Annotated in this window: 9 protein-coding genes and 2 pseudogenes; 5 read left to right on the forward strand and 6 right to left on the reverse strand. The window is 58.0% G+C overall.

The genetic code is table 11. From position 1 onward, the window contains the following. Positions 1 to 193 (reverse strand): annotated as a pseudogene (locus tag HMPREF2605_RS09595) (hypothetical protein); the annotation flags it as partial. An 844-nt stretch (positions 194 to 1,037) separates the two neighbouring features. Here HMPREF2605_RS09595 and HMPREF2605_RS09195 point away from each other — a divergent pair. Both HMPREF2605_RS09195 and abc-f read left to right on the forward strand, forming a co-directional pair. Beyond that, positions 1,038 to 2,324: an MFS transporter gene (locus HMPREF2605_RS09195; RefSeq protein WP_005987410.1), complete on the forward strand. Its 1,287-nt coding sequence runs from the start codon at positions 1,038 to 1,040 to the stop codon at positions 2,322 to 2,324. Between the two features lie 261 nt (positions 2,325 to 2,585). Next, positions 2,586 to 4,055: a ribosomal protection-like ABC-F family protein gene (gene abc-f, locus HMPREF2605_RS09200; RefSeq protein WP_005987409.1), complete on the forward strand. Its 1,470-nt coding sequence runs from the start codon at positions 2,586 to 2,588 to the stop codon at positions 4,053 to 4,055. A gap of 908 nt (positions 4,056 to 4,963) precedes the next feature. Here abc-f and HMPREF2605_RS09205 read toward each other — a convergent pair. Continuing rightward, positions 4,964 to 5,251 carry a Rossmann-fold NAD(P)-binding domain-containing protein gene (locus HMPREF2605_RS09205; RefSeq protein WP_204371245.1) on the reverse strand — a complete coding sequence of 96 codons (288 nt, stop codon included), beginning with the start codon at positions 5,249 to 5,251 and terminating at the stop codon, positions 4,964 to 4,966. Between the two features lie 146 nt (positions 5,252 to 5,397). On the opposite strand from HMPREF2605_RS09205, the gene HMPREF2605_RS09210 reads away from it, so the two are divergent. Next, positions 5,398 to 6,690 carry an IS30 family transposase gene (locus tag HMPREF2605_RS09210; protein WP_005987407.1) on the forward strand — a complete coding sequence of 431 codons (1,293 nt, stop codon included), beginning with the start codon at positions 5,398 to 5,400 and terminating at the stop codon, positions 6,688 to 6,690. Positions 6,691 to 6,910: 220 nt separating this feature from the next. Here HMPREF2605_RS09210 and tet(W) read toward each other — a convergent pair whose 3' ends face one another. Continuing rightward, positions 6,911 to 8,833 (reverse strand): tetracycline resistance ribosomal protection protein Tet(W), encoded by a 1,923-nt coding sequence (tet(W), locus tag HMPREF2605_RS09215; protein ID WP_070824660.1) that lies wholly within the window; start codon positions 8,831 to 8,833, stop codon positions 6,911 to 6,913. Between the two features lie 449 nt (positions 8,834 to 9,282). Between tet(W) and HMPREF2605_RS09220 the strand changes: the two genes are divergently transcribed. Continuing rightward, positions 9,283 to 10,593: an ISL3 family transposase gene (locus HMPREF2605_RS09220; protein WP_049353248.1), complete on the forward strand. Its 1,311-nt coding sequence runs from the start codon at positions 9,283 to 9,285 to the stop codon at positions 10,591 to 10,593. Positions 10,594 to 10,848: 255 nt separating this feature from the next. On the opposite strand, the gene erm is transcribed toward HMPREF2605_RS09220, so the two are convergent. From erm to HMPREF2605_RS09230, 3 genes are all read right to left on the reverse strand, one after another. Continuing rightward, positions 10,849 to 11,703 (reverse strand): 23S ribosomal RNA methyltransferase Erm, encoded by an 855-nt coding sequence (gene erm / locus HMPREF2605_RS09225; protein ID WP_049353249.1) that lies wholly within the window; start codon positions 11,701 to 11,703, stop codon positions 10,849 to 10,851. A gap of 99 nt (positions 11,704 to 11,802) precedes the next feature. Then, on the reverse strand, positions 11,803 to 11,868 hold the full coding sequence (locus HMPREF2605_RS09735; RefSeq protein ID WP_071569110.1) for an erythromycin resistance leader peptide: 66 nt from the start codon (positions 11,866 to 11,868) through the stop codon (positions 11,803 to 11,805). A gap of 49 nt (positions 11,869 to 11,917) precedes the next feature. Beyond that, complete coding sequence (locus tag HMPREF2605_RS09230) at positions 11,918 to 13,096, reverse strand: IS256-like element IS1249 family transposase (RefSeq protein WP_005323424.1); 1,179 nt, start codon at positions 13,094 to 13,096, stop codon at positions 11,918 to 11,920. 150 nt (positions 13,097 to 13,246) lie between these two features. On the opposite strand from HMPREF2605_RS09230, the pseudogene HMPREF2605_RS09345 reads away from it, so the two are divergent. Continuing rightward, positions 13,247 to 13,441, forward strand: a pseudogene (locus HMPREF2605_RS09345) (transposase); the annotation flags it as partial.

Genomic DNA, 13,441 nt, shown 5'->3' on the forward strand with positions numbered 1-13,441 from the left:
AACGATTACACCACTCCACAGGACTTGACCCGCCAAGCAGCCACCTCGCGAAATTCAGCACGAGCACGCCCTCCCGGGTATGGGGCTCATGCCTCGTGCGAGTGATGAGAATCTTCGGGAATGCATCCCCGATGGATAGAATCGGCGCAATCTCCCTCTCGAGCGTCGAATCGGCGCCGATATCGTCGCTCACATACACTTTCCTTCCCGGTTTCGAAACTTGGAAGGCAGTATGCGCAAGGATGCGTCGAGGTGCGATCCCAGTCGTACCATGCCAGCAGAGATGTCGAGGCACATTCGTTCATGCTGCAATGCGGGCATCGGAGATGAAAAACAGCCCGTCGGGTAGTCATGGGCGTGCGGGAGCCCGCATCAGTAACCTGCCTCCTCGGTTGTCCCTTCTTTGCATGGTCGTCTACATAAAGGAGGAACCAGCCATGCAGATCAGCATGCTTGCCCTTCTTGGGTCACGGACCGGGGAGGCGAGGGCCTCCGTCGGGACCGCCCCGAGCAACCGGCATATCCAAGGAATGACAAGGCTCGATCGCTGTGCTGGTCAGGATGCCGAAGCGGGCCGTCCGCCAATCGGAATGCGGGTCAGGATGCTGCAACGTGATTCCAGCTGCAGGATACGGCTCCTTTGCGGTTGCCGCAAAACCTGCTGGCAACATTCTTACTATCCGAATGATGTACGCATCCCTTGGGATCGTTTCGCCTGACCAGGGCCATCTTCAGCGCCTCATCGGCCAGCTCGGCAGGCGCCTCTTCCACGCGTAATAGCCCTGGCGGGTCACCTATGCAACCAAAGATACAAAAGGAATCGAATGGCCAGAGAGGATTGCCCTTACCGATGCTCGATTCTTGACAGGCAAACTCAAGCCTCGTTAATATTACATATTACATGGTTTGCCAGACCGAATTAACAAAGGAGGGGTGTCGTGGTTGGTCTTTTCCGCACGTGGATGAGCGCCTAGAAAGCGGCGCTGTTGTGGCGTCGCGCTGTTTTTCTGCACGCCATTTCACGATTGGACATAACCATGATATTTGAAACCTCTCGGGGCAGGTCTGTTCTGCTGTGCCATTCATGGCAATTCAAGCTTTGTTTCGTATGGGGCGGGGAGCTCGTTTCGACATTGACGAGTTCGATTCTCCAAATGGGTCTTATTTGGCATCTCGCCCTCACGACAGGGTCGTCTTCTCTCCTCTCCTTAGCATCGCTGGCAGGCTTTCTGCCGATTGCTTTGTTCGGAATCCTTGCGGGCGCCGTTGTCGACAGACTGCCTTTGAAACGTGTCCTCATCGGCGCCGACCTCTTCATTGCCGCGGTGGGTGCCGCCTTGGCGATTGCCTCGTTGGCCGGCAGCTTACCTGCATGGCTAATTCTCATCGCCCTGTTTCTCCGTGCAGTTGGTACTTCGTTCTACACGCCAGCCTCCCAATCTCTCACGCCCCATCTCGCCCCGCCAGAGCATCTCGTTCGCCTATCGGGGGTGACTCAGGCGATTCAGTCCGGCGGATACATTCTTGGCGCCGCGCTTGCAGCAGTGATTTATCCCGTGGCGGGCATTACCGCTATGATTGTCCTCGACGTGCTGGGAGCGCTTTTCGCTTCTTTAGCCGTCCTCGCCGCACAGATAGACGCAGGGGGCCTCGATGAAGCCGACCGCAGCTTGTCCTTTTCCAATAAGGTTCGAGAGCTCTTCTCTGAGATTTCGGACGGCTACAAGCTGATTAGGGAGTACAGGGGGCTGTTCGCCCTTCTTTGGTGCGGGTTCGTCTTCGCTTTCGCGTTCTCTCCGCTCGCGGCATTGTTCCCAATAATGACCTTGGGGCATTTTGGCGGTAGCACGGGGGATGCCGCTTTGGTGGAAATCCTTTTTTCTGCAGGCATGCTGGCTGGGTCCGGCATTTTGGCGGCCACGGGAGGGTTCCGCAATAGGTCGTTCACCATGGTCGCCGCGATTGCCGGCTTCGGCATTGCCGCAATCGTATCCGGATCGCTCGGCCCGTCATTGTTCGCTGCTTTCCTGCCGGTGAGCTTTCTTATGGGCGCATGCTCCCCGTTGTACGCGGGAACCCAGACTGCCCTTATGCAGGAGCAGATACCTCCTGAGTACCTAGGCCGCGTTTTCGGCCTCTACGGAACCATCATGGCGTGGGCCATGCCCATGGGCCTCGCAGCCCCCTCCGTTTTTGCGGATCTGCTTGGAGCTCCGTTATGGTTCGTCGGCTCTGGAGCGACCATGGTACTGCTTGCGATGGCTATGCTGCTTGCTCCGAGCGTCCGAAACGCGGGGAAAAGAGATACCGGGCAGATTCAATAGCCCAAGTATTCGAAAAAAAGAGGCAGCAGCCATCGGTTCAAGCGTCAGCCTTCAAGCCCTTGCGACGACGAGGTATTGCACCGACATTCCGCATCGCGCTCCTTATTCGTCGCCAACTATCATTTTCGGATTTGCCGGCTTGCGCAAGGTCAAAACGCTCGCGCCGGCAATTGGGCAAAGGCGAAAAATCGACGTGAGCAATCTTTTTTGGCATGGCTGCGCTTCCAGTAAAACGCTAATACACAAAAGGCGGTTCAACCTATGGAACTCATAGTCAAAGCTAAAGACATCTTTTTGGAATATGCCGGCCGCGATATCCTAGATATCGAAGAGTTGGAAATCTACTCCTACGATCGCATCGGCTTGGTGGGAGACAATGGCGCAGGCAAAACCAGCCTGCTTAAAATTCTGAGCGGCAATCTTACCATTGCGGACGCCGACGTCAGGCGCTTCGGCAGCATTGCCCTCATCGGCCAACTCGATGAACTCGACCTTGATGCGGCTCAGGACAGTGGTGAGATGCTCTCCCGTCTCAACGTCGCCGGAGTGGCGCAGGAGACGATGAGCGGCGGGGAGGAAACACGCGCCAAGATTGCCTCTGCACTCTCCCAGCATGCAAGCGCGATCTTCGCCGACGAGCCTACGAGCCACCTCGACCAAGACGGCATCCGCCTTCTCGTCGGACAACTCAAGGCATTTGATGGGGCTCTGCTCATCGTGAGCCATGACCGTCATTTTCTCGACCAGGTGGTAGACAAGATCTGGGAGCTCAAAGACGGCGGTATTTCCGAATTCTGGGGTGACTACTCCGACTATCTGCGACAGAAAGAAGAAGAGCGCAAAGCTCAGGCGACTCGATACGAAGAGGCGATGCGCGAGCGCGATCGCCTCGAAGCCGCCATCGAAAAACAACGGAAAAAAGCACGGCAGGTCGACGCCAAGCGGAAGGCTGCGAAAAAAAGCAACGAGTATGCAGGTCGATTGGGGCATCAGAAAGCAACCGGCACCAAACAGAAGAGGATGTACCAGGCGGCTAAGGACATGGAGAAGCGCCTCGAAGCGCTCGAAGGGATTGAGGCCCCAGATAGCATTCGCGCCGTGCGGTTCCGCCAGAGCAAGGCCCTGGAACTGCATAGTAAATTTCCCATCTCGGCAGACGATTTCAGCTTGAGCTTCGGCAACTGCATGCTCTATGACCACGCGAAATTCGAGATACCGCTCGGTGCCAAAGTGGCCATCACCGGTGGCAACGGTACAGGAAAGACCAGCCTGCTGAAGGCAATCGCTCGACGCGCCGACGGTATCAACATCTCTCCCAAGGCAGAGATCGGTTACTTCGAGCAAACAGGCTACAAGTTCGACGCCCGTCAGTCTGCGATCTCGTTCATGCAGGATGGTTGCGAGTACAGCATGACCGAAATTCGAGGCATCCTCGCCTCTATGGGAATCGGACCGCGCGACCTGACAAAGGACGTTGGCGTTCTCTCGGGAGGCGAAGTCATCAAGCTGCTACTCGCGAAGATGCTGCTGGGCAGATACAACATCTTGCTCATGGACGAGCCTGGAAATTACCTGGACATCAAGAGCGCCGAAGCCCTCGAGCAGATGATGAGCGCCTATGCCGGAACGATAGTGTTCGTCTCCCACGATAAGAGGCTGGTCGAGAACGTCGCAGACATTGTCTACGAAATAAAGGACACCAAGCTAGTCAAAATCTTTCAGCGCGAATAGCCCTAAATGAGCAAGAAATAATCCCCGAACGGAGACAAGGGAGTAAAACGGCAAAGAAAGAGCCTCCGTCCCAACGCAGGGAACGGAGGCTCTTTAATCGCTTTTACTCATCTCCGTCGCTGGTGGCTTTGTCATGACTCTCGTACGAAACGAAACTCAGCGGCACAGTGCGGCACTCAAAATCGCAGGTCAGAACCCTATCGGCCTACTCCCACTCGATGGCTTCAGTTTTACTGTCCCGACATTCCAGTTGTCCTCAGTTTTCGATGCCGTCTCAAACCGAGTGCCGCCAAGTAACACTATGTCGTGTTTCATCGGCTTCGGGGACAAAAGCTGGGACAACTTCAAAAACCATTTTCAAACTCAGAGTATTGAGTTTTTATTTTTGTCCCAAGGGGCACGGAGAGCCGCCTTTGGAGGCTCGATATCGACGAAAACGCCCGCTTTGAAACTCAAGTGCCTTTTCGTGTGCGAGCCGCCAGCTGCAATAGGAAGTGAATCAACGCAGGCGCCTTTCAAGCAGTTTGCAAAACTGCAGGTTGCAGGCCTTCATTGCTAGTAGGGGAAATGAGTAGTCTCAGGTGGCTTGCCCATGAGTTAGCGAGCAGGTTGGGGCTTCGTTGTTGGCGCAATCACTTCGTGCACACTCGAAAGGTCTGTTTAACTTCAGACAGGGCGCCAGTGCCTACGCGCAGTGGCGCAGATGATGGGCAGCAAGAGACAAGCATCTGCTGCCGCCCATCAGAAAGCATCGTACAGGCCATACCACACGTCGGTGTAGATGAAGTCGGCGCCCTTGATGCACTCGGTTGTCGTCGGAGACCTTGCAGTTCTCCTCGCCGATGGCCATGAGGTCGCCCATCTCCTGCGAAGGCGGGCGAGCCGTAGCTCGCCCGACCTGGTACGTCTTACAGACCGTGCTTACCGAGAGCGGCCATGCGCTCATTGATGGTGGCGCGGTATGCCGCAGCCTTCTGCTCGTCGGGCTCGCTCTGGGGGCACAGAGTGGCCAGGATGGCGCGAATGGAGTGCTTGCGGTTCTCGGCCTCGACCCAGCACAGGGAGCGCTCGGGATCGTCCATGACCTCGTCGACGACTTCCTCGCCACGGTTGGCGGGCAGGCAGTGCATGAACATGCTGTTCGGACCGGCAACGTTCATCATATCCCAGGTCACCTGGTACTTCGGATAGAACACATCCATGTAGCTGGAGCTGGAGACTTCACCTTGATTATCAACTTTATCCGAACACCTCCCACATTCATCCGCACATGTGCGGATGAATGTGGGAACCCGATACCCTGAGGGCCGGATCGGCCGGCCCCGGGAGATCGGAGGACGGCATGTCCGGAAAGAAGAAGAGCGGCTCCGCAAGGGCGGTCCCGAGGGCCTACGGAAGGCTCACGAGGCACGAGCGGGACACGGTCCAGAGGATGCTGGAGCGCAGGGCGTCGTGCAGGGAGATCGCGAGGGAGCTGGGCAGGTCGCCCTCGACGGTGAGCGCCGAGGTGGCGTCGCACAGGTTCGTGACGGCGCCGAAGGCCAGGCGCGGCGAGCGCGTGGACGCCTCCGCCGACCTGTCGGCGGCCTGCCCGCGCCTGGCGGCGTGGCCGCGCTGCTGCAACGGGTGCGGCCGGTACCGCGCGATCGGCTGCAAGCGCCGCCCCCACGTCTTCTACGAGGCCCGGGCCGCGCAGCTGTGCGCCGACTCGGTCCTCGTCTCGTCCAGGCGCGGGATAGACGCCGACGAGCCCGCCGCGGCGGCCAGGCTGGAGGCGATAAGGGACTGCCTGCGCCGGGGGCTGTCGCCCGAGCAGATGGCGGCGCGCAACGGCGGCCCGGTGGACCTGTCGCCGTCGACCATCTACCGCTGGGTCTCGGCGGGCTACGACGGCATGACCAACATGGAGCTCAGGCGCAAGGTCGGCTACAGGCCGAGGAAGCGCGCCGCGGGCCGGGCGGCGACCCGCCACTCCGCCCGCAGGTCGCATGCCGCGTTCCTCGCCCTCGGGGAGGACGCGTGCGCCGCGGCCTGGGAGATGGACACCGTCGAGGGGGCCCGGGAGGACTCCGCCTGCCTGCTCACGCTGCTGCACCGCCCCAGCAGGCTCCAGCTCGCGCTGCCGCTGGAGGAGAAGACCGCCGGGTGCGTCGCGGACGCCCTGGAGGGCGTCCGGGCCATCCTCGGCGCCGACGGGACGCGCCGCGTGTTCCGCGCCGTCCTCACCGACAACGGCGCCGAGTTCTCCGACGAGGCGGCGATCGCGGCGCTGCTCGGCGAGGGGCCGGGCGAGACGAGGCTGTTCTACTGCGACCCCAGGCGCAGCGACCAGAAGGGCGCCTGCGAGCGCAACCACGTCGAGATCAGGAAGCTGCTGCCCAAGGGCGCCGGAATCAGGTTCGACCGGCTCGCCCCGGCCGACCTGGCGCTGGCCATGTCGCACGTGAACTCCGAGCCCCGCGGCGCGCTCGGCTTCGCGACGCCCGCGCGCGCCTTCAGGGCGATGCTCGGGGAGGACGCGGCGGCGCTGCTGGACGCCTACGGCGTGGAGGACGTGCCGCTCGGCGATCTCGACCTGACGCCGGGGCTCATCGAGAGGGCGCGCGCAGAGAGGGGCGATGCCCCGCTGGCCTAGCCTAGGAGAAAAACGGAATAGACGGACCGACCGTCCGGCTGAGTCTGGGAAGAGGTGCCGGGCGGCGGGCGGAGCATGGCCACCGGACCCATCGAAACACATCTCCACCATTCCTTCAACTGGGAAAATGCCGCCCCCGGGGCCCGGATAGGACCTCGGGGGCGTTCGGTTAACTGCGGGAGCGTGCCGTCAGCTCAATGTGTTCGGTTGGGATCGGAAATCAACCAGTGATCTTACTGAACATATGGCGCACCTTGTCCAGGCGGCTGTTTGGACGGCGGGGCTGGATGACTGGCTTGCCGACAGCGGCCTGATACCCTTTCAGTTCTGTAAGGCATACGCTCTGCCCGTTGGTGTAAAAGGCCAGATCAGTACGGTATGCCTGTATACAGCGGGCGGGAATCTCGCCAGTAAAGACAACTTCATCCTTTTTTACCTGGACCGTTTCGATGGTGGCACAGTATTTCGGTGCATCATGATAAGCCCTGGAAAGATATTCCCGGGGCGCATAGAGGGTGAAGGAGAGATAAGGTTCCAGCAGTTGCGTCCCTGATTCCTTCAATGCCTGTTCCAATACAATCGGGGCCAATGAGCGGAAGTCCGCCGGCGTGCTGACCGGACTGTAATAAAGCCCGTATTCAAAGCAAATCTTACAGTCCGTTACGTTCCAGCCGAACAAGCCCTGCTCCAGCCCGTAACGGATACCATCCCTGACAGCGTTTTGAAAACTCTGGTTCAAGTATCCCAGCGAAACCCGGCTCTCGTATTGTACACCGGAGCCAAGCGGGAGTGGTGTAACAGACAGTCCGATGGATGCCCAAAACGGGTTGGGCGGCACCTCGATATGGATGGTGTGGCTGGCTGCTTTGAGCGGCCGCTCCATATAAATGACGGTGGGTTCCTTTACCACTGTTTCAAGCTTGTATTTTTCCGACAGCAAAGCGGAAACAACCTCCAACTGCACCCGGCCCAAAAAAGAAAGAATGATCTCATGGGTGATGGAATCCACCTCGCAGCGCAAAAGCGGGTCAGTATCCGCAAGTTGCGTAAGAGCGTCCAGCAGCCGTTCTCTTTGCGCTGCCGTTTTCGGCGCAATCGACGTCCGCAGCATGGGGAGGGGGTCCTCACGCCACCTTTTACGAGGGAGCCGGGTTGGGTCCCCTAATACATCGTTTAACCTCACGCTGTCGCTGGGAAGGATAACAATTTCACCCTGATAAGCGGTGTCTGTCCGAACAATTTCCCCTTTGGATGGAATACGCATCTCTGTGATTTTCAGCTTTTCTCTCCCGGCCAGGGCCACCGTATCCCGCAGGCGCAGCGTTCCGCTGTATAGCCGCAGATAGACACGCCGCTGGCCGCAATCGGTGTACTCAACCTTGAAAACGCTGCCGCATAGGGTGGCGCTCCCCTGTTCCCCAATCGGTTGGAACAGTCCTGTCACCGCATCCATCAACGGTTGAATGCCAAGGCCCTTTTTGGCGCTGCCATGATAGACCGGAAACAGGGAGACTTCTTGAACCCGCCGCTGTTCCTCCCGCGCAAGTTTTTCCTGGCTGATTGGTTCTCCTGCGATATACTTTTCCAATAATGCATCGTTATTTTCGATGACCGCATCCCATGCTTCTATGTCGGTATTTTCCTCCAGGACTATTTCCGGGGACAGCGACACCGTCTGCTTGATGATAATATCGGCGGAGAGCTTATCCCGAACAGACTGAACCACGCTCTGCAAATCAACGCCAGCCTGGTCGATCTTGTTGATAAAGATAACGGTGGGAATGTTCATTTTCCGCAGGGCATGGAACAGAATACGGGTCTGGGCCTGCACGCCATCTTTAGCGGAGATCACCAAGATGGCCCCATCTAAAACAGCCAAAGAGCGGTACACCTCCGCCAAAAAATCCATGTGGCCGGGCGTATCCACAATGTTAACTTTACATCTGTGCCACTGGAAGGAAGTGACTGCCGCTTGAATGGTAATCCCACGCTGCCGCTCCAAAAACAAGGTGTCCGTCCTCGTTGTCCCTTTTTCGACGCTCCCCGGTTCTGAAATGGCTCCACTGGCATATAGCAGACTCTCCGTCAAGGTCGTCTTTCCAGCGTCTACATGGGCAAGAATCCCGATATTGATAATGTTCATGTCTATCCTCCATACAAGGCCCGAATGGGCGCAAAAATCCCCAGCGGCTAATACTTTTACCGCTGGGGATTATAAGTTGCGGACATACACATATACAGCATACACCTGTTTGTGATTGCTGTTTTTGGGGATATGTCAAAATTGATAAGGCAAAAGTATTCTTAAATTGGGTACAAAAAACTAAGCCCCTACAAAAGGAGCTATCATAATCCTTTGTTCCCACTATTTGATTATAGTTTTATTTAAGAATACCTTGCCGCATATTTTTTACTCCTTTTCTGGATTAAATCATTGTATCACATCAGTTTTAGGAAAGCAAGTACCTAAAAGGGCTCTTCGCATTTGAGGGTGTAGGTGTTGTGGGCGGGGTTGGGCGTGTCGTGGCCGGGTAGGGGTCGAGGTCTTCCGATGATGGAGATTGCTACACCGTCCATCTGAAAGACCTCGACATGGCCAATACTATCTTTGATCGCCCTGACCTGAGCGCGTTCACGCGCCTGGATGACCTGGGCCTGGAAGTGACGGGCCAGCGCATGTGGCCAGACCATGCAGTGTTGGCTTGCCGGATTGCTGGTGAGGACCGGTGGTGTCGACGCTGCGGATGCCAGGGCGAGTCGCGTGACACGGTGATCAGGCGCTTGGCGCACGAGCCTTACGGGTGGCGCCCCACGATCTTGCACGTGAGCGTGCGCCGCTACCGGTGCCAGGAGTGCGCCCATGTGTGGCGTCAAGATATGAGCCAAGCGGCCGATCCGCGCGCCAAGCTCTCGCGTGCGGCGGTGCGCTGGGCGCTCACTGGGCTGGTCGTTCATCATTTGACGGTGGCGCGTATCTCCCAGGCCCTCGGTGTGTCCTGGAATACCGCCAACACCGCTGTCCTGGGTGAAGGCCAGCGTCTACTGATCAATGATCCAACTCGGTTCGATGGCGTGCGTGTCATCGGGGTGGATGAACACGTGTGGCGCCACACCCCCTACGGAGACAAATACGTCACCGTTATCTTGGACTTGACACCCATCCGAGAACGCAGCGGCCCCTCCCGACTCTTGGACATGGTCCCGGGTCGCTCCAAGCAGGTCTTCAAAACCTGGCTGGCCTCCCGCCCCGACACGTGGCGAAGCCGCATCGAGATCGTCGCGATGGATGGATTCACCGGGTTCAAAAGCGCAGCCACTGAAGAACTCCCCGGCGCGAGGGCGGTCATGGACCCCTTCCACGTCGTGCACCTGGCTGGCAACGCCTTGGATGAGTGTCGCAGACGCATTCAGCAAGAACTCCACCACCGGCGCGGGCGTGCCACCGACCCCCTGTACAAGGCCCGCAGGATGTTACACACCCGCTCATGCCTGCTCACGCCACGCCAGCAGCACCAACTACTCAACCTGTTTTCCGGTGAGGAGCACGTCGCGCTCGAGGTCACTTGGAGCGCCTACCAGAACATCATCGACGCCTACCGCGCGCCCGACACGGACGCGGGTAAGGCCCTGATGGAAGCCGAAATCAACACCCTGACCTCCACGCGTGTACCGAGGGGTCTGACCGAGCTCATCACGCTGGGCAGGACACTCAAACGCCGAGCCGGGGACATCCTGGCTTACTTCGACCACCCCCACACCTCCAATGGCCCTACCGAAGCCATCAACGGACGCCTCGAACACCTACGCGGCTCCGCCCTCGGGTTCCGTAACCTCACCCACTACATCACCCGCTGCCTCCTCGAAACCGGCGGATTCAGACCCCAACTACACCCCCAATTATGAAGAGCCCGTTTTCTGTGGCACCGGTGATAGTAGTTCCTAGTTTTGCGGTGCGGCAGATGGTATCGACGATGACATTTCCGTTAGGCTGCACAGTAGGTCCTTAGTTTTGTACGGATGGATTAGATACCTTTTTCCTACAAAGCCAAGGACCCCAATATCTTGTGCCACGCCCGAACCCCCGGCGAACTAATCAATGCACTCTAAAACCGGAAGAGCCCTTTTAGTACTACTGGTGGATTTCGGTTTTGGTGGGGATTAACGCCGCCGGCCTCGATTTTTCCGTTGAGGAGGTCGTTGACTACTTCCCGATGGTGAAATGGGCCGATGGCGCGGTGAAGAGGAACCAGTCACCTGGAAGAGATCGATCCAGTCGCTGGTGTGCAATCTGGGAGGTAGGGTTGCGGGGTCGATTCCTCGCGAGCGCAACCATGATTGTGTCTCTGAACGTGATGAAAACAACCCTGCCCTTCGGAGAATTTCCCCTATCCCGCGTCCCCGGGCAGTGAAAACGGTGTGCACCATCGCCTGAAAGGCTTTGCGCTGCTCTATCGGAATCTTCGGGTCACCCACCCGGCGGATCACTAAGATCCCCCCGTCAACGTTTGGCTGTGGCCGGAAAGCAGGCCTTGGTACCCGAGAACCCAGGTGAAACGTGAACCATGGGGACCACTGAGCCGTCATCATCGTGCTTGCGCCTACCCCGGCCCGGCGGCGAGCGACTTCCCACTGCATGAGGAGTACAGCGTCAGTCCATGCTGGCGCATGCAGCAACTTTCGAAGAATGGCAGTGGTGAGGTGAAAGGGAATGTTTCCCACAATGACGCAGGGAGTGGCGGGTAACCGGAAGTTAAGGAAATCATCATGGACCACTTCGACCGCCGCCGAGGAGGTTTCTTGTGTGATTTTGGCAGCTAGTTTTGCGTCCACTTCAACTGCCGTTATCGCCCTCCCCAAGTGGGCCATCGGGTGAGTGAGGGCACCGCTTCCTGGTCCGATCTCAATGATGGGGCCGGAGGTTTGTTTCACAAGGTCGATGATGGAGTTGATGATCTTGTGGTTGGTGAGAAAATTTTGGCCATGCTCGTGACGGCCGTGTCCGTATGCAGACATCAGGTGTGCTCCTTGGATTTGAAAGGGAGCCGGGCATGACAAATAGCCGCCCGGCTAAAGGACCGGAGCGGTTTTTAACCTACGGGGTAGGAAACCGCCTTAGCGGTTGGTGCGCAACCGCAAGAAAGCGGTACCTGAAATCAACATGGGTCTAATTATATCCATTAAAGGGTTAAGGGTCAAAATGTGTGTCTGGCTCGGCGTGTCGCGGGGGTTAGATTTGGCCTTTTTGAATGCCGATTGAGTGGGTGTAGTCGGTGTCGATAGCGTTGTCGTAGAGGGCTGGGCGTCCTGTTTCGTGGTCGGCTTGGTTCTCGGTTTGGGTCAGGGTGGATACTTTGGCGAGTTGGCCCTGGCCCCAGTCGGACTGCCTGGCGATTCGTACTGGATCGTCAGGCAGTTCCGTTTTTAAGTAGAGCCACCAATCCAGCATGCGGCGTTGTCGTTCGCCTGATCTGCCGCGGTGGGTTCTGGCGAGCAGTTTGAGCTGGGCGTTGATGCCGCCTTCTAAGCTGTTGGTGGTGGATTTGATCCGCTCGGGCGCAAGGACTCCTGCTGGCGGGTTGAGGTAGACAAACAGCATCTCGGACCGCCAAAGATGGTTGAGGCTGTTGTAGGCCTTGCGCACGTTGTGGTGGGTCCACACGCGGGTCCATGCACCTGTTTTGGGGTCTTTGATCATGGTTTTCTCGTTCATCCATTCCCGGTAGATCGTTGAAAACTCGTGCAGTTGCACACCCCACGCGGCGGCTTCATCCAGTGTGGTGATCCGGGTCAGTTTCAGCGCAAGTCGGTAGATGGTGCGCCCGGCATCGGTGCGTGGGTTGGTGGTGGTGTAGCGGCGGACCACGCGTTGGGCGTGGACGAGGCAGCGTTGAATTTTCGTAGTCGGCCAGCACTTTTTGATTGCGCTGTATGCGCCTTGGCCGCCGTCGATGACGGCGATGAGTGGGGCTTCGATGCGTTCAAGCAGCAGTTGGTAGTCGCGGGTGGTTTCGTGTTTGCACCAGTGCCAGGCGATCACGTGGTCGATGGTCGCCGCGACGATCAGGCAGCCACCGGCGGTGTAGGTGCCATCGAGAAATACCTGGTCGTAGATCCGCTTGTGGTGGCCGGCGGTGGGGTCAGGCACATCAACGAGCCAGCACCACTTGAAGCGCCGCTTCATGGTGGCGCGGCTAACACCGTTTCGTTTGGCTAGGTCGTCGAGTGATATTGCGGTGGTGCAATGCTCGATGAACTGGGTGAACACTGCCGCGTTGGTGATGTCGTTTCGACGTTTGACGCTGGAGGCGCCGCATTGTTTGCAGCGCCATCTGGTGGTGCCTTTGCTGGTGGTGCCGTTGCGTTTCATTTCACCGCCGCAGTGGCAGCGTGGTTGGTTCTTCGACATTGCGACACCACACCACGCCGCGCATAGCACATCACGGCTGCCACACCGAGGATTTCCCGTCGGGGGCTAGATATATGCTTCCGGAGCATATACTTTCCGGAAACCTACAGGTCAATCCGTGAAAATCCGCGATTCCGGACACACATTTTGACCCTTAACCCTGGGTATCGCCACCGGCCCTTGGACACCAGGGTCGGCACCATTGACGTGGCGATCCCCAAGCTGCGCTCAGGCACCTACTTTCCAGAGTGGTTGCTTCAACGCCGCAAACGCTCCGAAAGCGCCTTGATCACAGTGGTCGCTGACTGCTACCTAGCAGGAGTATCCACACGCCGCATGGACAAG

It is taken from the genome of Rothia sp. HMSC065C03 (assembly GCF_001837295.1).
Lineage (GTDB): Bacteria > Actinomycetota > Actinomycetes > Actinomycetales > Micrococcaceae > Rothia.

Excerpts from the sequence above, each read along its gene's own strand:
- HMPREF2605_RS09195 (WP_005987410.1), top strand. The coding sequence starts at position 1,038 with ATGATATTTGAAACCTCTCGGGGCAGGTCTGTTCTGCTGTGCCATTCA.
- abc-f (WP_005987409.1), top strand. The coding sequence starts at position 2,586 with ATGGAACTCATAGTCAAAGCTAAAGACATCTTTTTGGAATATGCCGGC.
- HMPREF2605_RS09210 (WP_005987407.1), top strand. The coding sequence starts at position 5,398 with ATGTCCGGAAAGAAGAAGAGCGGCTCCGCAAGGGCGGTCCCGAGGGCC.
- HMPREF2605_RS09220 (WP_049353248.1), top strand. The coding sequence starts at position 9,283 with ATGGCCAATACTATCTTTGATCGCCCTGACCTGAGCGCGTTCACGCGC.
- erm (WP_049353249.1), bottom strand. The coding sequence starts at position 11,703 with ATGTCTGCATACGGACACGGCCGTCACGAGCATGGCCAAAATTTTCTC.
- HMPREF2605_RS09230 (WP_005323424.1), bottom strand. The coding sequence starts at position 13,096 with ATGTCGAAGAACCAACCACGCTGCCACTGCGGCGGTGAAATGAAACGC.